The following is a 24,795-nucleotide window of genomic DNA, read 5'->3' on the forward strand; positions in this document are numbered from 1 at the left end:
CCTGGGGGAGTTTGACCGGCCAAAGGTGGGGGAGTTTGAAGTGGCCAACGGGGAGCGTTATCTGAGTACAGAGATATTGCTCGACTGACCTAGGGTACTACAGTCTGTGGAGTGCAGAACATTGAATAAAAGAATGAGGGCGCTACAGAGATGTAGGATTAAGGTGGTTCTTACATGAAAGGTAGAGGCTGTAAATAACTCTGTGTAAAGTTCTGGCGGTTTGGTGAAGAAAGATAATTCACAGACACTATGGCACTGAATCTGACAAATGCGATTACATCTCTGTCGTCTTAAGCGTGGCAGCAACTCAAGGCAAACGTCGAGTTACAGGCTCATGCAGCATGTGTGAGACATCCCTTAGGGGAGCAAATTTCCGTGTAAGCGAAAAACGAAGTGACTCACGCTATGCATGGCGTCAATAAAGTTTCACGGATGGGGTAGGCGTAAAAAATCTTCAGTAATGTGACCTTGGGGGGGCTTTGCGCTCACGATGAGACAGCACCACCAAAATTCTCGTTATAGGAGAGATATGGGCCACCACCGGTATATCTATGCAAGGGAGAAAGTAGGATGGTAATGGATGGCGGGGTGTAGGGCAGGCGCCGTGCATGCGGGGACTGGACAGTTGGAGCGTGAGGGATTTCATCTTTGTCTTGAATAGTGGCTCACCTAAAGGGTAAAGTTTAGTGTTTAAACGGAAAAACTATAGAAAGTGCTGGAGTTTGCCGAACGCGTAGGTGTTATCTTCAGAAAACTAAAAAACCATAGGAGACAGTATTACTTTATGGCGGTAGTTGTCAACAAAGATGGCCGTTCTTTCATGCTCCCTTCTAGATCCCTAGTAACCCCATCAGCGACCCTACCTCTAGCTATTGCAGACAGCAAACCCATACCCACGTGGGTACTAGCCACCTTCGGGTGGCTTTTTAACGCCCGCATCAAATGCCAGAGCAGTGTACAAAACAGAAAAAAATATATACCCCCACCCTTTTTCAACAGAAAACGAAGGGGGGGTATTTCCCTAAACGCTGTCTGACCAGTTCCCGACCGTTTTGATACCCCCGGGGGCGAAGCCCGAACGGCATCATTTGAGCATAATACTGTGCGTAGCTTTAGCCAAAGATGACGGGCTGTTTAGGGGGGTGGGGGTACAGTGGGGTGTCTGTTGGCTGAAATCGTAAAGGGGTGGGGGGTATCTGCTCAGGCGATTGAGATTCCAGAAGTTTTTTATATTGCCTGCCACGCCGATCCTAACTCTTCGATTTAGTTAGAGGAGGGTTGCAGGGAAAACTTTCTTGTGGGGAAAATTGGGGGAATTTGAAGCTAGAGGCTGAAAAACCCAGTAAATACTTGACAATTGGCGGAAGCGGTGAGATTCGAACTCACGGAGGGCGTGAACCCTCGCCGGTTTTCAAGACCGGTGCCTTAAACCGCTCGGCCACGCTTCCATCATGAAGGGCTGAATCATAAACGATTTGCAGAGATATTTCCTCCGATCGACCTGACAAGCCCCTTTAGCGTGGGCAACAGGATACAATTCTGGGTTTGCTGCTCTTCATTCAATACAACAAATGACCGCAATGCGTACCCGACTTGTCCTTGGTAATTGGAAAATGCATGGCAATCTGGCTGATAACGCCGAGTTGCTGACAGCGCTTTTAGTGGCTCCCAGAGCTTCCTCTGCCACGCAAATGGGTGTTTGCGTACCATTTCCTTATCTGGCTCAGACTGCACATGTCCTGAAAGGCTCGGCCATCGCTTGGGGCGCACAAGACATCAGCACTCAAGCCCAAGGCGCCTTCACAGGCGAAGTGTCTGGTGGGATGCTCAATGATTTTTCGTGTCGCTTTGTGTTGGTGGGTCATTCTGAGCGACGTGCGTTGCATGCGGAGACGGATCAGCTTGTCGCAGACAAGGCGCGTGCTGCGTTGTCTGCTGACCTAATACCTGTTGTGTGTGTGGGAGAGTCCTTGGCTGAGCGTGATGCGGGTCAAGCGGTTGCCGTGATTGCTCGCCAGTTGGCCCCGATCTTGGCGCTTGGCGCCGAGGCGGTAAAAAAAATGGTCGTTGCCTACGAGCCCGTTTGGGCGATCGGCACAGGCCGCACGGCTTCGCCCGAGCAAGCCCAAGAAGTGCATTCGGCGATCCGCTCAGCACTGCAAGGTATCGGTGCTGCGCAAGTTCAGATTTTGTACGGTGGTAGTGTCAAAGCGGCGAATGCCGCGAGTTTGTTTGCGATGCCTGATATCGACGGTGCGTTGGTGGGTGGGGCATCTTTAGTTGCCAAGGAGTTTCTTGCGATCGCAGCCTAAATGGCAGCATTTGCTTGATATTTTTCCTCGCTATTTAGTTTTCGGAGCGTTTCAATGTCTTGGATGTTTAATCTTCTGCTCGTTGTGCAGATCCTGTCTTCACTTTCAATCATTTCTCTCGTCTTGCTCCAGCAGGGCAAGGGAGCGGATATGGGCTCCGCTTTTGGTAGCGGCTCAGCAGGTAGTTTGTTTGGCGCCACTGGTGCTGCAAACTTCATGTCTCGTGCGACCAAATGGGCGGCTGTCGTGTTCTTTATTTCCACAGTAGGCCTGGCCTATGTGGCAAATCGCGGCAATGTGGGCCAAGACACGGGCATCATGCAAAACTTCACGCAGACTGCACCTGTTGCGCCACCTGCGGGCTCTGCTGTGCCGGGCGTTGCCCCGACAGCTCCGGTTTCGCCCGCAGTACCCGCGGTTCCTCTGAATGCAGTTCCTGGCATTCCTGCAGCGCCTGTACCTGCGGTGCCTGCTGCTCCTGCAGCTAAATAAAGGTACGGTGTAAAGGCTCTGTGCCTCAAGTCAAAGATTGCGGCTACGTGCTACAATCTTTGGCTATTCAAGACCACATTAAAAGCCGACGTGGTGAAATTGGTAGACACGCTATCTTGAGGGGGTAGTGGCGAAAGCTGTGCGAGTTCGAGTCTCGCCGTCGGCACCATCAAAATATTCCTTCCTGCATTCCTTTCCCGCACTCTCTTCCTGCTCGAAATCACATCTCATTCCTTTCGATTTCAATTCATCTCGTTTGATTTAGCTCAAGCTTTTTATTTTGAGTTTTACGTCGGAGCATCACTTTTGAGTATATTGTGCCGAGTGTATAGGCTCGTAGAAAAATCCCTGACGTAACAATCACTTATTACAAACCAAGAAGGACTGAAATCATGAAAATTCTCGTCGCGACAGATGGCTCCAAAAATGCCTTGCGCGCAGTTAAATATGCCGCTGACCTTCTTAAAAATTCCGCAGACAAGACAAAAAGCATCACGCTCATCAGCGTACATGACGACGCTGGCTTGCGTCACGCCAAGGCCTTCGTGGGTAAAGAAGCGGTTGCTGATTATTTACGCGAACTGAGCGAAAAAGAACTCAAGCCCGCAATGAAAGTGCTCAATGATCAAGGCATCAAGCACGATATGGCGATGTTGGTGGGTAACGCAGCCCAGGAGATCGTCGCTCAGGGTCAAAAAGGGAAGTACGACATGATCGTGCTGGGCTCTAAGGGACGTAGCGCCATTGCTGATATGTTGTTGGGCTCTGTGGCTCAGCGCGTATTGACGCAAGCCAAACAGCCCGTTGTGCTCGTGAAATAAACATTTCTACCGTCAACAAGGGTGTTGGCGGTAGAAAAAGTGGCAGGCAAAAGCGAGTCGGAAAATATTTGTTTCCGGCTCGCTTTTATTTATAAGAGATGATTTTGGAGTGATTTCTGCTGTTGTCATCATGCGACATGAGACCAAGGGTAAACCCTCTATAAAAGACTCGCTTTTGCCTGTAATGTTGCACTTACCCAACAGAAAGTATGCTTTCAGACGCTTTTCTACTTGAATGCATAGCCACAGCCTCCGAATTTTGATGCAATAGCTTCAACTTCCCTAGCGGAGTTAGGGGGGCGGCAGACAAATGGTTGTTTGTTGCTCTTGTCACTCAAATACTTGGAGATTTCTTAAATGAAAAAGACTCTGCTCGCCGCCGCCCTGCTTGCCGGCTTTGCTGGTGCCGCTTCGGCCCAGTCATCAGTAACTTTGTATGGTGTTGTTGACGGTGGTCTGCGTTACAACAAAGTTAGCCTTCAGAACAACGATGGCGCTTCCAGCTTCGGCATGGCCTATGGTCAACAGTCCGGTAACCGTTTCGGTTTCCGTGGCGTCGAGGACATCGGTGGCGGCAATCGCGTCACATTCCAACTCGAAAACGGTTTTGAGTTCGGTAACGGCACATTGCAGCAAGGCGGTCGTTTGTTCGGTCGTCAAGCTTGGTTGGGCGTTGAGAGCAACTCATGGGGCTATGTCCGCATCGGTCGTCAAACTAACTTCGCAACAGAATATGTTGGTATCCCAGTTGATCCGTTCGGCACAGGCTTCGGTCAGTTGAACATGGGTACTGCCTTCGGTGTTGCTAACACAGACCGTATCAGTAACGCCATCAAATACCAGACACCTATCATGTCCGGCTTCCAAGCAGGTGTTGGTTACTCGTTCGCCACAGGTAACACAGCTGGCTACACTGCCGCCACTGGCGCCGCTGGTACAAGCAGCTCCACCTACAACTTTGTTACCAACAACAACAATCGTCAACTGACACTTGGTGCTAAATACGCCAACGGCCCAATCTATGTCGCAGCATCTTATGATCGGGTTTACGCTGATGTGGCTACAGCTAAGAATCGTGACGCGTCGATCGGCTCATGGAACATCGCTGGTACGTATGACTTTAAAGTGGTCAAGATCGCTGCTGGCTACGGTCAGACACGTGACGGCGCTATCTTAGGTCAAGGTTCGGGTATTAGCGGTGCAGGTGCATTCAGTAACTCCGGAACATCTGGCGAACTGATTTTCGCACCAGCCATTGGTACAAACAGCTACATCGTTGGTGCAACAATTCCAGTGAACCCAGTTTCACGCGTTTTGTTGTCATGGACAATGCTGTCACCTAACTCCAACATGAAAGCTCCTGTAAATCAAGGCGGTTGGAACGCTCAGAACCAGACAGCGTACAACATCGCTTACGCATATGACTTTACAAAGCGCACAAACCTGTACGCAATGTTCGGTTACATGGATAACGTTGGTACAGTTGACACACTCAAGAGCACCTTGGTTGGTGTCGGTCTGCGTCACCAGTTCTAAGCAACCGCTTAGAATGGCAGCTTAGCTCCGGTTAAGTTGCTACGAGTAAAAAAGTAAAAAGCAAGCCACTCTTTATGAGTGGCTTGCTTATTTTTTAGCGGGTCTTTTTCGCTGAAATGGCCGTGCAGGATGATACAATCTTAAAGTTTTGTACAACAGCCGGAAATGTTCAATGAATCTGGAACAATACTTTCCCGTTTTGTTATTTATTGTGGTGGGCACGGCGATCGGCTTTGCGCTGATTACGGCAGGCTCATTGATTGGTCCTAACCGACCTGACGCGCAAAAGCTCTCGCCCTATGAGTGCGGTTTTGAGGCCTTTGGCGACGCGCGTATGAAATTCGATGTGCGCTATTACCTAGTCGCGATTCTCTTCATCCTGTTCGATCTTGAAATTGCCTTTTTGTTCCCTTGGGCGATTGCAAACGGTACGGTTGGGATGGTTGGTTTTGTCACAGTCATGATTTTTTTAGCTGTGCTGACCGTTGGTTTCATCTACGAATGGAAAAAAGGCGCGCTTGACTGGGAGTAATCCCATCGCGGCAATGAGACACCTATGGCAATTGACGGTATTTTGAAACAAGGCTTTGTCACCACGAGTGCTGACAAATTCATCAACTGGGCTAAAACAGGTTCGATGTGGCCGATGACCTTTGGTCTGGCTTGTTGCGCGGTCGAGATGATGCACGCGGGTGCGGCCCGTTACGACCTGGATCAGTTTGGCATTATTTTTCGACCGAGTCCGCGTCAGTCCGATTTGATGATTGTTGCCGGCACCTTGTGCAACAAAATGGCTCCTGCGCTGCGCAAAGTTTACGATCAGATGCCAGAGCCACGTTGGGTAGTTTCAATGGGTTCGTGCGCCAATGGTGGTGGCTACTATCACTACTCCTACTCCGTTGTGCGCGGTTGTGATCGAATCGTGCCGGTGGATGTTTATGTCCCGGGTTGCCCACCTACGGCTGAGGCCCTGGTGTATGGCCTCCTGCAGATGCAAAACAAAATCCGTCAGACCAATACGATTGCTCGTTAAATCCAAGTCGTTGGGTGCGCCATTCGCGTGTGCTCAGCGGTTTACTCAGGCTTAAGACATGTCCAGGCTAGAAAACCTGCAACAACAATTGATCACCCTGTTCGGTGAACAGGCCAAGATCAAACTCTCCACCGATGAGATCACGCTCGAGATCGCGCCCGAGCAGTGGCAGTCCGCTTGTCAGCGTTTGCGTGATGAGTCGGGTTTAAATTTTGAAACCTGTATCGATTTGTGCGGCTTGGATTACTCCACCTATGGAGCGGGTCGTGTTGGTGAAACACCCTCGGACTCCGTGGTGCCTCAGGCGCGTTTTGCGGTCGTCGCGCATTTGCTGTCCCTCAAGCACAACTGGCGTTTGCGTGTGCGTACTTTTGCGACGAGTGCCGAGTTTCCCGTGCTGGATTCTCTTGTCGAGGTCTGGCCTTCGGTGAACTGGTTTGAGCGCGAGGCGTTTGACTTGTTTGGTATTGTGTTCGAAGGCCATCCTGATCTTCGTCGTATTTTGACGGACTATGGTTTTATCGGTCATCCTTTCCGCAAAGACTTTCCAGTCTATGGCAACGTCGAAATGCGCTATGACCCCGAGCAAGGTCGCGTGGTGTATCAGCCTGTCACGATTGAGCCGCGCGAGGTGATTCCGCGCGTGATTCGCGAAGACGGCTATGGAGTAGGACGCTAATCATGGCAGAAATTAAAAACTACACGCTGAACTTTGGCCCCCAGCACCCTGCGGCGCATGGTGTGTTGCGTTTAGTGCTTGAGCTAGATGGCGAGGTCATCCAGCGCGCAGATCCACATATCGGTTTGTTGCATCGTGGTACTGAAAAGCTTGCCGAGCATCGCACATATCTCCAGGCCTTGCCTTACATGGATCGTCTCGACTATGTGTCGATGATGTGTAACGAGCACGCCTATGTGATGTCGATCGAAAAAATGATGGGCGTGACAGTGCCCTTGCGTGCTCAGTACATCCGTGTGATGTTTGACGAAATCACCCGCCTACTCAATCACCTGATGTCCTTGGGTTCGCACGCTCTTGATGTGGGGGCGATGGCTGTATTTCTGTACGCTTTTCGCGAGCGAGAAGACTTGATGGACTGCTACGAGGCCGTGTCAGGTGCGCGGTTGCATGCGGCTTACTATCGCCCAGGCGGTGTCTATCGCGACTTGCCCGATGCCATGCCTCAGTATGGTAAATCGAGCCAATACCGTTCCGCCAAAGATCTCAAGGCGATGAATGATGCGCGTTCGGGCTCATTGTTGGACTTCATCGAGGATTTCACCAACCGCTTTCCAGCGTGTGTGGATGAGTACGAGACCTTGCTGACCGATAACCGTATCTGGAAACAGCGTTTGGTCGGCATTGGTGTGGTGGGTCCTGAGCGTGCCAAGGCACTTGGCTTTACGGGTCCAATGCTGCGTGGCTCAGGTGTGGCTTGGGATCTGCGCAAGATGCAGCCTTACGAGGTGTACGATCGCATGCAGTTTGATATCCCCGTCGGTGTGAATGGTGACTCTTACGACCGTTACTTGGTGCGTATCGCCGAAATGCGCGAAAGCAATCGCATCATCGCGCAGTGTGTGCAGTGGCTTCGTAACAATCCCGGCCCAGTCATGATTGACAACCACAAGGTTTCACCACCCCACCGCACGGGCATGAAGTCCAATATGGAAGAGTTGATTCACCATTTCAAACTCTTTACCGAAGGCTTTCATGTTCCAGCAGGCGAGGCTTATGCCGCTGTCGAACATCCCAAAGGTGAATTTGGTATTTACATGGTGTCTGACGGGGCCAACAAGCCCTATCGACTCAAGATTCGTGCTCCCGGTTTTGTGCATCTGCAGGCGCTTGACGAAATGTCACGTGGCCACATGATTGCCGATGCCGTCACGATTATAGGTACTCAAGATATTGTTTTTGGCGAGATTGACCGCTAATTGTTTTAACTGCGTTTTGACTTCGCTACCATCGGATTTAGATCATGCTGCTCTCTGAACAGGCCTACAAAAGAATTGATCGCGAGATCGCCAAGTATCCGCCAGATCAAAAGCAATCTGCCATTATGGCGTCTCTTGGTATCGCCCAAGAAGAAAAGGGCTGGGTATCGCCTGAGGTGATTCAAGACATCGCAGATTACCTTGGTCAGCCAGCGATTGCGGTGCAGGAAAACGCAACGTTCTACAACATGTTTAATGTGCGTCCTGTCGGTCAATTCAAAATCACAGTCTGTACCAATTTGCCTTGCGCGCTACGTGATGGCGAAATGACTGCAGACTATCTCAAAAAGAAACTCGGCATTGGTTTCCGCGAAACGACGCCTGATGGTGCGTTCACCCTGATGGAAGGGGAGTGCATGGGTGCTTGCGGTGATTCGCCCGTATTGTTGGTCAACAACAATCACATGTGTGTGCGTATGGAACGTGAAAAGATTGATTCGATGATTAGCGAGCTGTCTGCAGCCGCCAAGGGAGGCGCAGCATGAGCGCCGCAATTCTATCCAAGTATTCGCAGGGCCTCGATGCTGCGCCCGGCATAGATTCGATGGGACTCCATGGCCGTCATCTAGGTGCGCAGATCATGGCGGATTTGGATGGCAAAAACTGGGGCCTCGCCGATTACGTCAAGCGCGGTGGTTACGAAGCCTTGCGCAAAATTTTGACCCAAGGCATGAGCCAAGAAGATGTGATCGCCGAGGTCAAGGCCTCTGGTTTACGTGGTCGAGGTGGTGCAGGTTTTCCGACGGGTCTGAAGTGGAGCTTTATGCCCCGCAGCTTTCCTGGTCAAAAGTATCTCGTCTGCAACTCAGACGAAGGTGAGCCAGGTACCTTCAAAGACCGTGACATTTTGCGCCTCAATCCACACATCGTGATTGAGGGGATGGCGATCGCCGCCTACGCCATGGGTATTTCAGTTGGTTACAACTACATCCATGGCGAGATTTTCGAGGTCTACAAGCGCTTCGAAGAGGCCCTGGATGAGGCACGACAGGCGGGCTTCCTCGGTGACAATATTCTAGGTTCAAATTTTAATTTTGAGCTGCATGCTTTTCATGGTTATGGTGCCTACATCTGTGGCGAAGAAACCGCGTTGCTCGAGTCGCTCGAAGGTAAAAAAGGTCAACCACGCTTTAAGCCACCGTTTCCAGCCAGCTTTGGACTTTACGGCAAGCCCACCACGATTAACAACACCGAGACCTTCGCCGCCGTGCCATGGATTATCCGTAATGGTGGACAGGCTTATCTCGAAGTTGGCAAGCCCAACAATGGTGGGACCAAGCTCTTTTCTATCACCGGTGACGTCGAGCGGCCAGGCAATTATGAAATCCCGCTGGGGACACCTTTTTCCAAGTTGCTTGAGCTTGCGGGTGGCATGCGTGGCGGTTCAGCACTGAAGGCCGTGATTCCTGGTGGTTCGAGCGCGCCGGTGATTCCTGGCAGCATCATGATGGACACGACGATGGATTACGACGCCATCGCCAAAGCCGGCTCGATGCTTGGCTCAGGCGCAGTGATCGTGATGAATGACACGCGTTGTATGGTCAAGTCACTCTTGCGCTTGTCTTATTTTTATTTCGAAGAAAGCTGTGGTCAGTGCACACCTTGCCGTGAAGGCACGGGTTGGCTCTACCGCATGGTCAATCGTATCGAGCACGGTCAGGGTCGCCCTGAAGATCTCGATTTGCTGGATTCAGTCGCGGGCAACATCATGGGGCGCACGATTTGTGCCCTGGGTGATGCTGCCGCGATGCCAGTACGTGGTTTCCTAAAGCATTATCGCGACGAATTTGCACACCACATCGAGCACAAGCGATGTGTCGTAGCCCCCTATCTCTAAGGTCTGGACAAAGTTATGGTTGAGTTAACCATCGACGGCAAGAAAGTCGAAGTGCAAGAAGGCAGCATGGTCATGCACGCCGCGCATAAGCTCGGTGTGTATGTGCCGCATTTTTGCTACCACAAGAAATTATCCATCGCAGCGAACTGTCGCATGTGCCTGGTTGAGGTTGAGAAAGCACCGAAGGCCATGCCTGCGTGCGCAACACCTGCAACAAATGGCATGGTGGTCCATACTTGCTCAGAGCGCGCCGTGGCCGCGCAAAAGAGCGTGATGGAATTTTTGCTCATTAATCACCCCTTGGACTGCCCGATCTGTGATCAGGGTGGCGAATGCCAGTTGCAGGACTTGGCGGTTGGTTACGGTGGCTCGAGCTCCCGCTACAACGAAGAAAAGCGCGTTGTTTTTCACAAAGAGCTCGGCCCACTCGTGTCCGCAGAGGAAATGTCCCGCTGCATTCATTGCACGCGTTGCGTTCGCTTTGGTCAGGAAGTCGCGGGCATCATGGAGCTCGGCATGGTCGGGCGTGGTGAGCACTCAGAAATCACAACGTTTGTGGGTCGCTCCGTTGACTCCGAACTGTCGGGCAATATGATTGATTTGTGCCCGGTTGGTGCGTTGACCTCCAAGCCTTTCCGTTATCAGGCACGTACTTGGGAGCTGGCGCGTCGTCGTTCGGTTTCGCCTCATGACAGCATGGGCGCCAATCTCGTCGTGCAGGTCAAGGGCGAGGAGGTGATTCGTGTGGTGCCTTTTGAAAACGATGCGTTGAATGAATGCTGGATTAGTGATCGCGATCGTTTTTCCTACGAGGGACTGAACGAGGACCGCTTGACGGCTCCGATGATCAAGGGCGAGGATGGGTTGTGGAAAGAAGCCACCTGGTCTGACGCGCTTCAGATCGTCGCTCATGGTCTGATGGATGTGCGCGATGCCTCGGGTAGTGCGCAGATTGGTGCGTTGGCGAGCGAATATTCAACCCTCGAAGAGCTTGCCTTGTTGGGTCGCGTGACCCGCGGACTGGGATCAGAGAATATTGATTTCCGTCTGCGTCAGACCGATGCCTCGCTGGATTCTGCCTTGACAGGTGCTCCATGGTTGGGTTTCCCTGTTGCCGAACTCGATACCTTGGATCGGGTGCTTGTGATTGGCTCGTTCTTGCGCAAAGATCATCCTTTGATGACGCAGCGTTTGCGTCAGTCTGCGAAGCGCGGCACACAGATCTCTGCGATTGATATTGCGGGTGATGATCCTTTGCTCAAGCTGACTGCGCGTGCGACGGTATTGCCCGATGCCTTGGCGCACACGGTCGCTCAAGTTGCGGTCGCGCTCGCCAAGCTCAAAGCACAAGCAGTCCCTGCGTCTTTGTCCGCTGTTGAACCTGATGCCGTCGCTCAAACGATTGCTCAAAGTCTCGCGAGCGGTGAGCGGGTGGCGATTTTGTTGGGTAATTCGGCTGTGAATGCACCGACAGCAACGATGATTGCGGCAAATGCTCAGTTGATCGCCCAGTTATCAGGCGCTAAGTTTGGTTTCCTGACTTCAGGCGCGAATACGGTAGGTGGCTATCTTGCAGGCGCAGTTCCTGTTAAGGGCGGTAAAGGTGCAGCAGCGATGTTGTCCCAACCACTCAAGGCTTACATTGTTTTGCATGCCGAGCCATTACTGGATGCCGACAATGGTGCCCAGGCGTTGGCTACGCTGAAATCCGCTGAGTTCGTTGTTGCCTTGACGCCTTATGCCTCTGGTGCGCGCGAATGGGCGAACGTGATGTTACCGATTGCGCCATTTACAGAGACCTCGGGTACTTTTGTCAATGCGCAAGGCACAGCACAAAGCTTTAAAGGCACGGCATCGCCTCGTGGGCAAAGTCGCCCCGCTTGGAAAGTGTTGCGCGTCTTGGGTAATGTGCTTCATTTGGCTGGTTTTGATGATGAGTCCTCGGAAACAGTTCGCGATGCCGTCATGGCTGATGGGTCGCAAGGACGCTTGTCTAATCAGCTTCAGGCTGAGCCTGGTCTGAGTCCTATGTCGACGCAAGGTTTGCAGCGTGTCACAGATGTGCCGATCTATCGCAGCGATGCCATGGTGCGTCGCGCGCCTGCGTTGCAGGCCACTGCGGCCTCGCGTGCGCCGGTTGCAAGAATGCATCAACAAACGCTTGATAGCTTGGGCCTCAAGACTGGTGACCACGTGCGTGTCAAATCATTGACAGGACAGGTGAGTTTATCGGCTGAACTGGATAACACGCTGGTGCCTGGTGCGGTGCGTGTCGCTGCTGCGTTTGATCAAACGGCCGCTTTGGGTAGTGCTTTCGGTCAACTTCAAGTGGAGCGTGCCTGATGGAGTGGCTAAACGTCCTTGAAACTTTCGGTGCAGGCTTGATCGGTCCAACACCTTGGTACGTGGTTTGGACGCTCGTCAAGATCCTGGTGATCGCTGTGCCGATTATTTTGTGCGTGGCTTACCTGACGTATTGGGAACGCAAGATGATTGGCTTTATGCACACTCGTCTTGGACCTAACCGCGTCGGTTTTCGCGGTTTACTACAGCCTTTCGCCGACGTCTTCAAGCTGCTGACCAAAGAAGTGGTCGTGCCGAGCCAGGCGAATAAGATTCTGTTTATCTTGGCACCCGTCGTGACACTCATGCCTGCCTTGGCAGCATGGGCGGTGATTCCGTTTGGTCCCGAGCTCGTCTTGGCGGATGTCAATGCCGGTCTGATGTATGTGATGGCGATCACCTCGATTGGTGTATACGGTGTGATCGTTGCAGGCTGGGCATCCAACTCTAAATACGCTTTTCTGGCGGCGATGCGTGCATCGGCCCAAATGCTGTCGTATGAACTGGCGATTGGTTTTGTGCTTGTGACGGTGTTGCTCGTGTCGGGTAGTTTGAATATGACGGAAATCGTCAACGTTCAGACACGCGGTTGGTTTGCCGATATGGGCGTGAATTTCATGTCCTGGAACTGGTTGCCCCTGTTCCCCTTGTTCGTGATTTATGTGATCTCGGCAGTCGCTGAAACCAACCGACACCCCTTCGATGTGGTCGAAGGTGAGTCAGAGATTGTTGCGGGTCACATGGTTGAGTACTCGGGCATGGCCTTCGCGCTGTTTTTCCTAGGCGAATACGCCAACATGATTTTCTTGTCCTGCATGGCGGCCATCATGTTCCTCGGTGGATGGGCTGCTCCGTTTGAGTACGCGCCCTTGACTTGGATCCCTGGTTGGATTTGGCTCGGTCTCAAGACTTTCTGTGTCGTATCCCTGTTTATCTGGTTCCGCGCTTCATTTCCGCGTTACCGCTATGACCAAATTATGCGGTTGGGCTGGAAAATTTTTATCCCTCTGACGGGTGTGTGGCTGGTCGTGGTGGCGATCTGGATGCAAACACCTTGGAACATCTGGAACTGAACGCGATTCGGCGCGATAAGACGGAAAATAAGGCATTTATGGAAGCGATCAAGGATTTTTTCGGTAGCCTCTTGCTGCTTGAGTTACTCAAGGGCATGAAGTTGACCGGCAAGTATTTTTTCAAGCGTAAGATTACCTTGCGTTATCCACAAGAAAAGACCCCGATGTCTCCACGTTTCCGTGGACTGCATGCGCTACGTCGTTACCCCAATGGCGAAGAGCGCTGCATTGCCTGCAAACTTTGCGAGGCGGTGTGTCCCGCGATGGCGATCACGATTGAGTCGGAGATGCGCGAGGATGGCACGCGTCGCACGACACGCTATGACATCGATCTGACAAAATGTATTTTCTGTGGCTTTTGCGAAGAAAGCTGTCCGGTTGATTCGATTGTTGAAACACACATACATGAGTACCACGGCGAGAAGCGTGGTGACTTGTACTTCACTAAAGACATGTTGTTGGCCGTGGGAGATCGTTACGAAGACGAAATCGCTCGCAATCGCGCCATCGATGCGCCTTATCGCTGATCGCCGAGGCTAAAAGAAATCATGTTTATTACTATTTTGTTCTACGTCCTGGCGATTATCTTGGTGATTGCGGCGTTTCGCGTCATCACGGCTTCAAGCCCCGTGACGGCTGTCTTGCATTTGATTTTGGCTTTTGCCAATGCCGCGATGATCTGGATGTTGCTGGGTGCCGAGTTTCTCGGACTGTTGCTCGTGCTTGTCTATGTCGGTGCGGTGATGGTGTTGTTCCTGTTTGTGGTGATGATGCTTGACGTCAAAATGGAAGAGTTGCGTACTCAGATCAAAACATACTTGCCGATGGGTTTGATTGTTGGCTTGATTATGGTGGTCGAGATGTCTTTTGTTCTCGCGACCTCCTGGGGTCAGGTCGGACCTGCTGCGGAAATGGGCGATGATTACAACAACTCACGTGCGCTTGGCGAGTTGATGTATACCGAGTATGCCTACGCCGTTGAAGTCGGCGCTGTCTTGCTGTTGGTCGGGATGATCGCCGCGATTTCCCTGACCTTGCGTAAGCGCCGCGATGTGAAATACAACGATCCCGCCGCCGCTGTGCGAGTCCGTGCGGCCGATCGCGTTCGGCTCGTTGACCTACCCAGTCAGGAAGCCGTCAACGCTAAATCGGGAGACAAAGCATGATGACGTTGACATTGCCCCATTTTTTGGTGCTGGGCGCCATTCTGTTTGCCATTGGCGTATTCGGAATCTTTTTAAACCGTCGCAATTTGATTGTCCTATTGATGTCGGTTGAGCTGATGTTATTGGCGGTCAATATGAATTTCGTTGCGTTTTCCACTTGGATGGGCGACGAGGCGGGCCAGGTCTTTGTGTTTTTCATCCTGACGGTGGCTGCAGCCGAGGCTGCGATTGGTTTGGCAATCTTGGTATTGCTGTTCCGCAATCTCAACACAATCAATGTTGACGAACTTGACCGCCTAAAGGGCTAATCGGGATATAGAAGAATATGTTTAGCTCACCTAATCTCTATTTAGCCATCGCGCTGGCTCCTTTGCTGGGCGCTGTCTTGGCGGGTCTGTTCGGGACAGGGTTTCTCGGCCGTCAAGTGGGCCGACGCACTTCCCACATGATCACCATCGCACTTGTCGCTTTCGCCGCTGTGGGTTCGGTGCTGGTGCTCTTGGATGTGCTCAACGGTTTGCGTTACGACGGCACCGTCTACACTTGGATGATGCTCGGTCAGGCCAAGCTTGAAATCGGCTTTTTGATTGACCCGTTGTCAGCACTCATGATGGTGGTTGTGACTTCGGTCTCGCTCATGGTGCATATCTATACGATCGGTTATATGTCAGAAGACCCTGGCTACCAGAGATTCTTCTCCTACATTTCTTTGTTCACCTTCTCCATGCTGATGCTGGTGATGGCCAACAATATGGTGCAGCTGTTCTTCGGTTGGGAAGCCGTAGGCTTAGTGTCTTATTTGTTGATTGGCTTTTGGTACACAAAACCTACTGCGATTTTCGCAAACATGAAGGCCTTCTTGGTGAATCGAGTGGGTGACTTCGGTTTTGTCTTGGGCATTGCTCTGCTTTTTGCTTATGCTGGCACGATGCACTACGGCGACCTCTTCAAACAGGCCGATGATCTAGCAAAGAACACCTTGCCTGGCACGGACTGGATGTTGCTGACGGTGGCTTGTATCTGCCTGTTCATTGGCGCGATGGGTAAGTCCGCGCAGGTACCTCTGCACGCATGGTTGCCAGACTCCATGGAAGGTCCTACACCGATTTCCGCATTGATTCACGCGGCGACCATGGTGACTGCTGGTATCTTTATGGTGGCACGCTTTTCACCACTGTTTGAGCTGTCGGATGTGGCCTTGTCGATGATTATCATCGTCGGTGCGATTGGTGCGCTGTTCTTAGGCATCCTGGGCATCATTCAAAACGATATCAAACGTGTCGTGGCGTATTCCACGCTCTCGCAGTTGGGTTATATGACGGTCGCTCTGGGCGCCTCTGCATATTCGGTTGCGATTTTCCACCTCATGACGCACGCATTTTTCAAGGCGCTGCTGTTCTTGGGGGCGGGCTCGGTCATCATCGGGATGCATCATGATCAAGATATCCGCAATATGGGCGGTCTGCGCAAGTACATGCCGATTACGTGGATCACGTTCTTGATTGGTACCTTGGCGCTTGTCGGTACCCCCTTCTTTTCTGGCTTCTACTCCAAAGAACACATTATCGAAGCGGCTGCGGCTTCGACAGTTTGGGGCTCTACTTTTGCACAATATGCAGTCTTGATCGGTGTGTTTGTGACTTCCCTGTATTCGTTCCGAGTTTATTTCTTGGTGTTCCACGGCAAAGAACGCTTTGATACTTCGGGAGGGCATGACCATGCCGCACACGCAGGACATGCTGCCCACGGTCATGATGATCACGCCGATGCGCATGGGCATCATGGTGGTGTCCCGCACGAATCTCCGTGGGTCGTGACCTTGCCACTCGTTCTACTGGCGATTCCTTCTGTGGTTGCCGGAGCATGGTTGTGCGATGCTCTGCTCTTTGGTGGTTACTTCAAAGACACGATCGTTGTGTTGGCGCAGCACCCCGCTATGGCAACAGTTGCTAAAACCTGGCATGGTTGGCTCGCCTACGGTCTGCATGCTTTCGTGACGGTCCCGTTCTGGCTCATGATCGCGGGTGCTGTTGTGGCCTGGTACTGCTACTTGATTAATCCGAAAGTACCTGCGGCGATCCAGAGCAAGCTCAAGTTCATCAATTGCATTCTGGAAAACAAGTACTTTTTTGACTGGTTCTATGAGCAAGTCATTGCGCGTGGTTCTCGCGTGTTGGGTCAGGGTCTCTGGCAACGTGCCGATCGTGGTTTGATCGATGGTTTGCTGGTGAATGGTTCGGCAAAGGTGGTTGGCGCGATTGCGGCAGTTACCCGACGCTTGCAGACTGGGTTTATCTACCATTATGCATTCGCGATGATCATCGGCCTGATGGCGGCGATCACCTACATTATCTTTGGTATCAAATGATGGCGAGCGAGATGGCTTCTTTTTCTACCCCTTGGCTCACGCTTTCGATTTTTGTTCCGATCGTTTGCGGTTTGATTGTGCTGGCACTGGGTCGGGATGATCGTCCTGGTTTGACGCGTAGTCTTTCTTTGATCGGCGCTATTGTCAGTTTTCTGGTCACGATCCCTTTATATCTTGGTTTTGATAGCTCGACGGCGGCGATGCAGTTTGTTGAAAAATCGATCTGGATCGAAGCCTTCGCTGTGTATTACCACTTGGGTGTTGATGGCATCTCCTTGTGGTTTGTATTGCTGACGGCCTTTATTACGATCATTGTGGTGGTAGCCGGCTGGGAGGTGATTACCTCGCGCGTCTCGCAATACATGGCAGCCTTCCTGATTTTGTCAGGACTGATGATTGGTGTGTTTGTTGCTCTCGATGGTTTGCTGTTCTACATCTTCTTCGAAGCCACGCTGATTCCGATGTACATCATTGTGGGCGTTTGGGGTGGACCAAATCGTGTCTACGCCGCGTTCAAGTTTTTCTTGTACACCTTGATGGGGTCGCTGCTGACCTTGGTTGCTTTCCTGTATCTCTGGAATGCTTCGGGTGGTTCGTTCGATATCCTGACTTGGCACACGCTGCCTTTGGAGTCGACGCCACAACTCTTCATTTTCTTTGCCTTCCTGGCGGCTTTTGCGGTCAAGATACCAATGTGGCCTGTTCACACTTGGTTGCCTGATGCCCACGTGGAGGCGCCAACGGGTGGTTCGGTGGTGCTGGCAGCCATCATGCTCAAACTCGGCGCCTATGGTTTCCTTCGCTTGTCCTTGCCGATTGTGCCCGATGCCGCTGCAAGTATGGCGGGTTTGATCATTGCCCTGTCCTTGATCGCTGTGATTTATATCGGTCTGGTCGCGCTTGTGCAAGACGATATGAAAAAGCTGGTGGCTTACTCGTCTATCGCCCACATGGGTTTTGTGACACTCGGTTTGTTTATTTTCAACACCGCAGGCGTTGAGGGTGCGATCGTTCAGATGGTGTCCCACGGTTTTGTGTCAGCCGCGATGTTCTTGTGTATCGGTGTGCTGTATGACCGGGTACATAGTCGACAGATCGCTGATTACGGTGGCGTTGTCAATACCATGCCCAAATTTGTCACTTTCTTTGTTTTGTTTTCGATGGCGAATGCTGGATTACCTGCGACAAGCGGTTTCGTGGGTGAGTTCATGGTCATCATGGGTGCGGTGGAATACAACTTCTGGATTGGCTTGTTAGCTGCGACGGCGTTGATTCTTGGTGCGGCCTATTCGCTGTGGATGGTCAAGCGCGTGGCCTTCGGCGAGGTTGCGAATGACCATGTTAAAGAATTGCAAGACTTGTCCTCTCGCGAGTTCGTGATGCTCAGCATCATGGCGATCGCAGTGATTTTTATGGGTGTTTATCCCAAGCCCTTTACCGACGTGATGCACGTTTCGGTTGAAGCCCTGTTGCAACACGTGTCTATTTCAAAACTGTAAGCCTCGCCATGATGCAATCCCAATTCGATTTCGCCCTGGCCGCACCAGAAATTATTTTGCTGGTGTTGGGTATGGTCATCCTGATCCTGGATGCGTTTAGCCAAGCACCGCGCCGCACACTGGCATACGGGTTGTCACTTCTGACGCTCGCGGTGTTGACTGCCGTTTCTTTGTTTCAACTTGCTGCCGGCATGGTCGGTGAGACGTTCTCCGGTCTCTACGTGGCAGATCCGTTTGCCCATATTCTTAAAATTGCTTCTTACATTGCTGTAGCGCTGACGCTCATCTACGGACGTGAGTACATTCAGTCGCGCGATATCTTGCGAGGTGGAGAGTTTTACGTTTTGGTGCTGTTTGCCTTGCTCGGTCAGATGGTGATGATTTCGGCAGGTAATTTCCTGACGATTTATCTGGGTCTGGAACTGATGTCGCTCGCTTTATATGCGCTGGTGGCTATGCGTCGCGACCATGCGCAGTCCACAGAAGCTGCGATGAAATATTTCGTACTTGGTTCGCTAGCATCCGGCTTTATGCTTTACGGCATGTCCATGATGTACGGTGCAACGGGCAATCTGGATCTTCGCAACATTGCGGATGCAGTGGGTTCAGGTCAAATCGAATTCTTACCTTTGGCTTTTGGAGTTGTATTTTTGGTGGCTGGATTAGCGTTCAAATTAGGCGCTGTTCCCTTTCACATGTGGGTGCCCGATGTCTATCAGGGCGCACCGACAGCGGTCACACTCGTGTTGGCTGCAGCGCCCAAGCTTGCGGTGTTTGCAATCGTTGTGCGTACGCTGATCGTGGCCTTCGCTGATTTGGCAGTGCATTGGCAACCCATGCTGCTGATCTTGGCGGTGTTGTCTCTCGCGATTGGTAATTTGACCGCGATTATGCAGACCAACCTTAAGCGTATGTTGGCGTATTCGACCATTGCTCATATGGGTTTTGTGATGCTTGGCTTGGCCTCTGGGTCGCTGGATGGTGATATTCAGGCCGATACGTCCGCCTATGGCTCGGCTTTGTTTTACATGATGACCTATGTGTTAACGACACTGGCCAGCTTTGGCTTGATGATGTATCTGTCCCGCGAAGGCTTCGAATGTGAAAACATCAATGACCTCAAGGGTTTGAACCGTCGGAGTCCTTGGCTCGCCGCCATGGTGCTCATCCTTATGTGTTCGTTGGCCGGATTGCCGCCATTGGTGGGCTTTGATGCCAAGCTCCTGATTTTGCAGGCTTTATTGCAGTCGGATCGACTCTGGCTCGCAGTGGTGGCGGTGTTGTTTTCGCTGATCGGTGCCTTTTATTACTTGCGCGTCATCAAGGTGGTGTATTTCGATGATCCTGCTGAACCGGTGACGCCTGTGCCCGTGATGGGTTTGGTGCCAAACGGGTTGTTACTTATCAATGGTTTGTTGGTGCTGATTCTTGGTTTGATGCCAGGCGCGCTGATCGCCTTGTGTCTGCAGGTGATGCACATTACGCTTTCTTATTGAGGCCCCTGGCATGCTGTGCATGCTTGTGGGTCTCCAAAGAGGTCATGAAGGATGAATCAAACGGCGGCAATCTGGTTGTTGATTGTTTTGGCGTGTGTCGCAGCAAATTTACCTTTCATTAATGAAAGATTGTTTGCCGTATTTCCGATCAAACAATTTGCGAATGGCATCAAGCCTTTTTGGGTGCGCGTGTTTGAGTTTTTAGTTTGGTATGGTGTCATCGGATTGCTTGGCATGCTGTTTGAACGCATGATTGGCAATAGTTTTAATCAGCGCTGGGAGTTTTACGTCACGGCGCTGAGTTTATTTGTTGTCTTGGCCTTTCCTGGCTTTGTGTTGCGCTATCTGCTCAAGCGCAATTAGGAATGACAGGCTTAATTCTCAAACCAATTTAATACGCCATCGAGTCCCGCGACATTGAGCGCATAGCGTGCTTGCGCGCGAACAACGGGCTTGGCCCGATATGCGACCGAATATCCGGCCAAACCCAGCATTTTGAGGTCGTTCGCACCATCGCCGATCGCGATGATTTGCTCAGGCTTGGCGCCGAGCGCATGCGCGAAGGCTTGCAACGTATCGGCCTTGCCTTGCGCATCCAAAATCCTGCCTGTGACCTGACCCGTTAGGGTGCCGCCTCTCTCTTCGAGAACATTAGAGTGAGCAGCATCCAGGTTAAGGAGGCTTTTAAGTTTTTCGGTAAAAAACGTAAAACCACCAGAAACGAGTAAGACTTTCAAACCGGCTTGATGTGCAGTTTTAACAAGCAGCTCGGCGCCAGGGTTTAAGCGAAGTTTTTGTTCGTACACGGCCTGCAAAACCTCGGTAGACAGACCTTTTAAAAAGGCGACGCGACGAATGAGACTTTCGGAGAAGTCCTTGATCTCTCCGCGCATCGCGGCTTCGGTGATGCTGGCAACTTGCTCTTTGACACCACCAAAGGCAGCGATTTCATCGATGCATTCAATGTTGATCAAGGTGGAATCCATATCCATCGCCAATACTTTACAGTCGGTCAGTCGTGCGCCCGCTGCGACATAGGCGCAATCGACATTGACGCGTTCGCCCCAGAGTCGTACTTCTTCGCGGATAGAGGTCTCACCGTTCACACCTAAAATGCGTGCGGCCGTTGTACCGAGACGTTGAACGCCTGAGGCTTCTGCAATCGCCGCAGCGTGTTCGATCAAATCCCCAGAGAGGGCTGGCGACTGTATGACAAGGTTTTGAGTGGTCATAGAAGTTGTGATGGATGATGGGTCATGAAGGTGAGGCTATAAAAATCTATCGCTTTTATCTCGCGCTCTAATGTAACGCCCTAAGAATGCCACGCGTTGCGTCGAAGCGCTCAGTAACATCGGACGCTTTAATTTCAATACGTAGTTTGTCCTGTCCTGAAAAGCGAATATGGCGCTGTTTTTGAACGAGTTCAATCAGTTTAAGCGGATCTACTGGGGTATTTTGTTTGAAATGCAGCACGATTTGTGTTTCGCTCGCATCGATTTTTTGCAATCCTAGTGGCAGACCCAGTAGTCTAAGTTTATGTGTTGAAATCAACGTACGGGTGGGCTCAGGAAGTTTGCCAAAGCGATCAATCAGTTCTTCTTGGATGGCAATGAGGTCGTCGTCGTTCTTGGTGTTCGACAAACGCTTGTAAATGGACAGGCGCGCGTGCACATCGCCGCAATAGTCGGCTGGTAACAAGGCGGGCGCATGCAGGTTGACTTCGCAGCCTGCGCTAAAAGGGGCATCTAGATCGGGCTCGACACCGGCTTTCAAAGCGCGTACCGCCTCGTTGAGCATGTCGTTGTACATTGAGAAACCAATTTCCTGGATATTGCCAGATTGAGATTCGCCGAGGACTTCGCCTGTGCCGCGAATTTCGAGATCATGCATGGCGAGAAAGAAACCAGAGCCGAGTTCTTCCATAGCCTGGATGGCCTCGAGTCGTTTCTTGGCGTTTTTCGTGATTGCGTCTTCGCCAGGCGTCATCAGATAGGCATAAGCTTGATGATGCGAGCGCCCAACACGGCCTCGAAGCTGGTGTAGTTGCGCGAGTCCGAAACGGTCGGCCCTGTGAATAATAATGGTGTTGGCGCTCGGGACATCGATGCCTGTTTCAATAATCGTGGTGCAAAGCAGAACGTTGAAACGTTTTTGATAAAAACCCTTCATGACTTGCTCGAGGTCGCGTTCGCCCATTTGGCCGTGTGCGACAGCAATGCGGGCTTCGGGAACGAGTTCTTCGAGTCGGGCGCGTCGGTTATGAATCGTTTCAACTTCGTTGTGCAAGAAATACGCCTGTCCACCACGCTTCAGTTCGCGCAGTAACGCTTCGCGCATCGTGCTGTTGTCTTCACGACGCACGAAGGTTTTAATCGCGAGGCGTTTTTGTGGTGCGGTGGCAATGACAGAAAAGTCACGTATGCCTTCGAGAGACATCCCCAGGGTACGAGGGATTGGGGTCGCGGTGAGCGTCAATACATCAACCTCGGCGCGCAAGGACTTGAGTGCTTCTTTTTGTCGCACTCCAAAGCGGTGCTCCTCGTCGATGATGACCAGGCCCAGGCGTTTGAACTGTACATCTTTGGACAGAATTTTGTGGGTGCCAATGACGATATCCACGGTGCCGTCCGTGATGCCTTCGATCGCACTTTTGATTTCTTTGGCAGAACGAAAGCGTGACAGTTCGACGACCTTGACGGGCCAGTCCGCGAAACGATCTGCGAATGTCTGGGCATGTTGTTCGGCAAGCAGCGTGGTGGGGCAGAGCAGTGCGACTTGCTTGCCATTCGCTATGGCGAGGAAAGCCGCGCGCAAGGCGACTTCGGTTTTACCAAAGCCGACATCGCCACAGACCAAACGATCCATCGGGCGACCTGAGGTCATGTCTTCGATGACGCATTGGATCGCGGCCGCTTGATCGGCGGTCTCGTCAAAGCCAAACCCTTCGGCGAATAAATCGTAATCAGAAAGCGGCAGTTTGAAGGCAAAGCCTTGGCGTGCCGCGCGTTTGGCGTAGAGGTCTAGTAACTCGGCCGCGGTGTCGCGCACTTGTTGGGCGGCCTTGCGTCGTGCCTTGTCCCATTGGCCGGAGCCCAGCAGATGTAGGGGGGCCGACTCGGAATCGGTGCCACTGTAGCGTGCGATCACATGGAGCTGCGAGACAGGAACGTAGAGGGTGGTCTTATTAGCGTATTCGAGAAAGAGGAACTCCATCTCGCCTTCGCCCATGTCCAGATTGACCAGGCCGTGATAACGACCGATACCGTGCTGCGCATGAACGACGGGATCGCCCTCGCGAAGTTCGGAAAGATCCCGCACCATCGCTTCGACGTTACTGGCCCGCTCTTGATCGCGTTTGCCTCGTCTGGCTGTGCCGCCGTGGCCCGGGTACAGATCGTTTTCGGTTAAAAACAACAGACCTTGAGCCGAGACGGCGAATCCCGTCGCCAGTGGCGCGACCGTAATGCCAAAGTGAGCATCCCCCTCGAGAAAAAGTGCGACTGACTCAGTTTGAGCATCGGGAGCAAGGCCATGCTCTGCCAGCATTTGCACGATCGTTTCACGTCGTCCATGGGAGTCCGTGCACAACACAATGCGTCTGGCATGGTCGCCGCCTTGGACGTCGCTTGAACGCGGGGAGCGCGTCAGCAGTTCGCGAAGTTTGGCCAGAGGATCTTCGGCTCGCCTAGAGATCCCTACATCGGGTGCGGCAGCAAAATCAGGGTGTGTATGGTCTGCGGTGAGTGCGAGTCTGGGAAAGGCTTTGAGATGCTCGAACAGAGTTTCATTTTGTAAAAACAGCGCCTCTGGGGGAAGAACTGGACGCTCTCGATCGCTTTTTAAAAAGTTGTAGCGTGTTGCCGTGTCCTGGGTAAAACGTCGCATGGCATCGTCGATATCGCCAAGCGTCACGATGAGGGTTTCGGTTTTTAAATAATCAAAGAGCGTGGCGGTCTGTTCAAAAAACAGGGGCAGGTAGTATTCAACCCCTGCAAACGGGATTCCATTGCCCATATCGCGATAAGGCAAGGCGCGCGAAGGGTCGCCTTCGAAAACCTCACGAAAAGTCGCCCGAAAATGATTGCGCGCGGTTTCGTCCATCGGAAATTCGCGCCCAGGCAGGAGCTGGACTTCGCCGACGGGGTAGAGGCTGCGTTGTGTGTCGATATCAAAGGCCCGGATCGACTCAATCTCGTCGTCAAACAAATCAATGCGGTAGGGCACGACCGACCCCATGGGGAAGAGGTCGATCAGACTGCCCCGAACGCAAAATTCGCCCGGAGCAGTGACCTGGGAGACATGTGCATAGTTGGCGAGCGTCAATTGCTGGCGTAGGGCGTTTTCGTCGAGCTTATCCTTTTGTTTAAAGGAAAACGTATAGGCTGCGAGAAAGCTTGGAGGGGAGAGGCGATACAGTGCCGTGGTAATGGGAACGGTCAGGATGTCGACTTCGCCGAGCATCAAAGCGTGCAGCGTGCGCAGGCGCTCAGAAATTAAATCCTGGTGTGGGGAAAAGCTGTCATAAGGCAGTGTTTCCCAGTCCGGCAAGGGACGGACCCTCAGGGTCGGGGCAAAGATCGGAATTTCCTCGGCCAAGCGCTGCGCCTCGAGCGGCTCAGCCGTCAGTATGACAAGCGTCTTGCCACTTGCGCGGGCAAGTTCGGTCAAGAGCCATGCGTCGCCGGAGCCGGCGGGAGTGGGTTGAGCAAAGCGCAGACCGGGCTTGAGCGAGGCGAGCAGGGTAGAAACAGAAGGAGAAGCAGCCGACATTGACAGTGAATCGCAGGAGTGATCGCGCATGAAAAAGCGCAAGTAATGCGC

The 24,795-nt window shown here is 52.2% G+C and carries 21 protein-coding genes and 2 tRNA genes; 20 read left to right on the forward strand and 3 right to left on the reverse strand.

Annotation, left to right across the window (positions count from 1 at the left end; translation table 11 throughout):
- Positions 1 to 1,358: 1,358 nt before the first annotated feature.
- Positions 1,359 to 1,448, reverse strand: a tRNA-Ser gene (locus AC8GE9_RS16595).
- A gap of 123 nt (positions 1,449 to 1,571) precedes the next feature.
- Between AC8GE9_RS16595 and tpiA the strand changes: the two genes are divergently transcribed.
- The 20 genes from tpiA (at position 1,572) to AC8GE9_RS16695 (ending at position 20,337) form a co-directional block, all read left to right on the forward strand.
- Positions 1,572 to 2,312 (forward strand): triose-phosphate isomerase, encoded by a 741-nt coding sequence (gene tpiA / locus AC8GE9_RS16600; RefSeq protein ID WP_506678286.1) that lies wholly within the window; start codon positions 1,572 to 1,574, stop codon positions 2,310 to 2,312.
- Positions 2,313 to 2,366: 54 nt separating this feature from the next.
- Entirely contained in the window at positions 2,367 to 2,804 is a 438-nt protein-coding gene (gene secG / locus AC8GE9_RS16605) for a preprotein translocase subunit SecG (RefSeq protein WP_506678287.1), read from the forward strand.
- An 84-nt stretch (positions 2,805 to 2,888) separates the two neighbouring features.
- A tRNA-Leu gene (locus tag AC8GE9_RS16610) sits at positions 2,889 to 2,973 on the forward strand.
- 223 nt (positions 2,974 to 3,196) lie between these two features.
- Positions 3,197 to 3,625: a universal stress protein gene (locus AC8GE9_RS16615; RefSeq protein ID WP_506678288.1), complete on the forward strand. Its 429-nt coding sequence runs from the start codon at positions 3,197 to 3,199 to the stop codon at positions 3,623 to 3,625.
- A gap of 357 nt (positions 3,626 to 3,982) precedes the next feature.
- Positions 3,983 to 5,161, forward strand: coding sequence for a porin (locus AC8GE9_RS16620; protein WP_506678289.1), 1,179 nt, complete (start codon positions 3,983 to 3,985; stop codon positions 5,159 to 5,161).
- Between the two features lie 172 nt (positions 5,162 to 5,333).
- On the forward strand, positions 5,334 to 5,693 hold the full coding sequence (locus AC8GE9_RS16625; protein ID WP_506678290.1) for an NADH-quinone oxidoreductase subunit A: 360 nt from the start codon (positions 5,334 to 5,336) through the stop codon (positions 5,691 to 5,693).
- Between the two features lie 24 nt (positions 5,694 to 5,717).
- On the forward strand, positions 5,718 to 6,194 hold the full coding sequence (locus tag AC8GE9_RS16630) for a NuoB/complex I 20 kDa subunit family protein (protein WP_028816901.1): 477 nt from the start codon (positions 5,718 to 5,720) through the stop codon (positions 6,192 to 6,194).
- A gap of 58 nt (positions 6,195 to 6,252) precedes the next feature.
- Positions 6,253 to 6,873 carry an NADH-quinone oxidoreductase subunit C gene (locus AC8GE9_RS16635; protein WP_506678291.1) on the forward strand — a complete coding sequence of 207 codons (621 nt, stop codon included), beginning with the start codon at positions 6,253 to 6,255 and terminating at the stop codon, positions 6,871 to 6,873.
- A 2-nt stretch (positions 6,874 to 6,875) separates the two neighbouring features.
- Positions 6,876 to 8,132 carry an NADH-quinone oxidoreductase subunit D gene (locus tag AC8GE9_RS16640; protein WP_506678292.1) on the forward strand — a complete coding sequence of 419 codons (1,257 nt, stop codon included), beginning with the start codon at positions 6,876 to 6,878 and terminating at the stop codon, positions 8,130 to 8,132.
- Between the two features lie 44 nt (positions 8,133 to 8,176).
- Positions 8,177 to 8,677, forward strand: a complete 501-nt coding sequence (nuoE, locus tag AC8GE9_RS16645; RefSeq protein ID WP_028816904.1) for an NADH-quinone oxidoreductase subunit NuoE — start codon at positions 8,177 to 8,179, stop codon at positions 8,675 to 8,677.
- Positions 8,674 to 10,029: an NADH-quinone oxidoreductase subunit NuoF gene (gene nuoF, locus AC8GE9_RS16650; protein WP_506678293.1), complete on the forward strand. Its 1,356-nt coding sequence runs from the start codon at positions 8,674 to 8,676 to the stop codon at positions 10,027 to 10,029. Before nuoE ends, nuoF begins: the two co-directional genes overlap by 4 nt.
- Positions 10,030 to 10,044: 15 nt before the next feature.
- The gene (gene nuoG, locus AC8GE9_RS16655; protein WP_506678294.1) at positions 10,045 to 12,372 is read left to right on the forward strand and encodes an NADH-quinone oxidoreductase subunit NuoG; all 2,328 of its coding nucleotides are present in this window, start codon (positions 10,045 to 10,047) and stop codon (positions 12,370 to 12,372) included.
- Entirely contained in the window at positions 12,372 to 13,445 is a 1,074-nt protein-coding gene (gene nuoH, locus AC8GE9_RS16660) for an NADH-quinone oxidoreductase subunit NuoH (protein WP_506678295.1), read from the forward strand. The genes nuoG and nuoH overlap by 1 nt, the downstream gene beginning before the upstream one ends.
- Positions 13,446 to 13,483: 38 nt before the next feature.
- Complete coding sequence (gene nuoI / locus AC8GE9_RS16665) at positions 13,484 to 13,972, forward strand: NADH-quinone oxidoreductase subunit NuoI (protein WP_028816908.1); 489 nt, start codon at positions 13,484 to 13,486, stop codon at positions 13,970 to 13,972.
- An 18-nt stretch (positions 13,973 to 13,990) separates the two neighbouring features.
- Complete coding sequence (locus tag AC8GE9_RS16670; RefSeq protein WP_028816909.1) at positions 13,991 to 14,611, forward strand: NADH-quinone oxidoreductase subunit J; 621 nt, start codon at positions 13,991 to 13,993, stop codon at positions 14,609 to 14,611.
- Positions 14,611 to 14,919, forward strand: a complete 309-nt coding sequence (nuoK, locus tag AC8GE9_RS16675; RefSeq protein ID WP_028816910.1) for an NADH-quinone oxidoreductase subunit NuoK — start codon at positions 14,611 to 14,613, stop codon at positions 14,917 to 14,919. The genes AC8GE9_RS16670 and nuoK overlap by 1 nt, the downstream gene beginning before the upstream one ends.
- Before the next feature lie 17 nt (positions 14,920 to 14,936).
- A complete protein-coding gene (gene nuoL / locus AC8GE9_RS16680) occupies positions 14,937 to 16,979 on the forward strand; it encodes an NADH-quinone oxidoreductase subunit L (protein WP_506678296.1) in 2,043 nt (680 codons plus the stop codon).
- Positions 16,976 to 18,478 carry an NADH-quinone oxidoreductase subunit M gene (locus AC8GE9_RS16685; RefSeq protein ID WP_506678297.1) on the forward strand — a complete coding sequence of 501 codons (1,503 nt, stop codon included), beginning with the start codon at positions 16,976 to 16,978 and terminating at the stop codon, positions 18,476 to 18,478. The genes nuoL and AC8GE9_RS16685 overlap by 4 nt, the downstream gene beginning before the upstream one ends.
- 8 nt (positions 18,479 to 18,486) lie before the next feature.
- On the forward strand, positions 18,487 to 19,974 hold the full coding sequence (gene nuoN, locus AC8GE9_RS16690) for an NADH-quinone oxidoreductase subunit NuoN (protein ID WP_506678298.1): 1,488 nt from the start codon (positions 18,487 to 18,489) through the stop codon (positions 19,972 to 19,974).
- A 51-nt stretch (positions 19,975 to 20,025) separates the two neighbouring features.
- The gene (locus tag AC8GE9_RS16695) at positions 20,026 to 20,337 is read left to right on the forward strand and encodes a DUF2818 family protein (protein ID WP_028816914.1); all 312 of its coding nucleotides are present in this window, start codon (positions 20,026 to 20,028) and stop codon (positions 20,335 to 20,337) included.
- 11 nt (positions 20,338 to 20,348) lie between these two features.
- Here AC8GE9_RS16695 and serB read toward each other — a convergent pair whose 3' ends face one another.
- Together serB and mfd are read right to left on the reverse strand one after the other, a co-directional pair.
- Positions 20,349 to 21,206, reverse strand: coding sequence for a phosphoserine phosphatase SerB (gene serB / locus AC8GE9_RS16700; RefSeq protein WP_506678299.1), 858 nt, complete (start codon positions 21,204 to 21,206; stop codon positions 20,349 to 20,351).
- A 67-nt stretch (positions 21,207 to 21,273) separates the two neighbouring features.
- On the reverse strand, positions 21,274 to 24,744 hold the full coding sequence (mfd, locus tag AC8GE9_RS16705; RefSeq protein WP_506678433.1) for a transcription-repair coupling factor: 3,471 nt from the start codon (positions 24,742 to 24,744) through the stop codon (positions 21,274 to 21,276).
- Positions 24,745 to 24,795: the final 51 nt, after the last annotated feature.

Source organism: Zwartia lucis (assembly GCF_965234455.1).
GTDB lineage: Bacteria > Pseudomonadota > Gammaproteobacteria > Burkholderiales > Burkholderiaceae_B > Zwartia > Zwartia lucis.

Bases quoted from the DNA above. Each gene is read 5' to 3' on its own strand.
- tpiA (WP_506678286.1), top strand. From the start codon at position 1,572: ATGACCGCAATGCGTACCCGACTTGTCCTTGGTAATTGGAAAATGCAT.
- secG (WP_506678287.1), top strand. From the start codon at position 2,367: ATGTCTTGGATGTTTAATCTTCTGCTCGTTGTGCAGATCCTGTCTTCA.
- AC8GE9_RS16615 (WP_506678288.1), top strand. From the start codon at position 3,197: ATGAAAATTCTCGTCGCGACAGATGGCTCCAAAAATGCCTTGCGCGCA.
- AC8GE9_RS16620 (WP_506678289.1), top strand. From the start codon at position 3,983: ATGAAAAAGACTCTGCTCGCCGCCGCCCTGCTTGCCGGCTTTGCTGGT.
- AC8GE9_RS16625 (WP_506678290.1), top strand. From the start codon at position 5,334: ATGAATCTGGAACAATACTTTCCCGTTTTGTTATTTATTGTGGTGGGC.
- AC8GE9_RS16630 (WP_028816901.1), top strand. From the start codon at position 5,718: ATGGCAATTGACGGTATTTTGAAACAAGGCTTTGTCACCACGAGTGCT.
- AC8GE9_RS16635 (WP_506678291.1), top strand. From the start codon at position 6,253: ATGTCCAGGCTAGAAAACCTGCAACAACAATTGATCACCCTGTTCGGT.
- AC8GE9_RS16640 (WP_506678292.1), top strand. From the start codon at position 6,876: ATGGCAGAAATTAAAAACTACACGCTGAACTTTGGCCCCCAGCACCCT.
- nuoE (WP_028816904.1), top strand. From the start codon at position 8,177: ATGCTGCTCTCTGAACAGGCCTACAAAAGAATTGATCGCGAGATCGCC.
- nuoF (WP_506678293.1), top strand. From the start codon at position 8,674: ATGAGCGCCGCAATTCTATCCAAGTATTCGCAGGGCCTCGATGCTGCG.
- nuoG (WP_506678294.1), top strand. From the start codon at position 10,045: ATGGTTGAGTTAACCATCGACGGCAAGAAAGTCGAAGTGCAAGAAGGC.
- nuoH (WP_506678295.1), top strand. From the start codon at position 12,372: ATGGAGTGGCTAAACGTCCTTGAAACTTTCGGTGCAGGCTTGATCGGT.
- nuoI (WP_028816908.1), top strand. From the start codon at position 13,484: ATGGAAGCGATCAAGGATTTTTTCGGTAGCCTCTTGCTGCTTGAGTTA.
- nuoK (WP_028816910.1), top strand. From the start codon at position 14,611: ATGACGTTGACATTGCCCCATTTTTTGGTGCTGGGCGCCATTCTGTTT.
- nuoL (WP_506678296.1), top strand. From the start codon at position 14,937: ATGTTTAGCTCACCTAATCTCTATTTAGCCATCGCGCTGGCTCCTTTG.
- AC8GE9_RS16685 (WP_506678297.1), top strand. From the start codon at position 16,976: ATGATGGCGAGCGAGATGGCTTCTTTTTCTACCCCTTGGCTCACGCTT.
- nuoN (WP_506678298.1), top strand. From the start codon at position 18,487: ATGATGCAATCCCAATTCGATTTCGCCCTGGCCGCACCAGAAATTATT.
- AC8GE9_RS16695 (WP_028816914.1), top strand. From the start codon at position 20,026: ATGAATCAAACGGCGGCAATCTGGTTGTTGATTGTTTTGGCGTGTGTC.
- serB (WP_506678299.1), bottom strand. From the start codon at position 21,206: ATGACCACTCAAAACCTTGTCATACAGTCGCCAGCCCTCTCTGGGGAT.
- mfd (WP_506678433.1), bottom strand. From the start codon at position 24,744: ATGTCGGCTGCTTCTCCTTCTGTTTCTACCCTGCTCGCCTCGCTCAAG.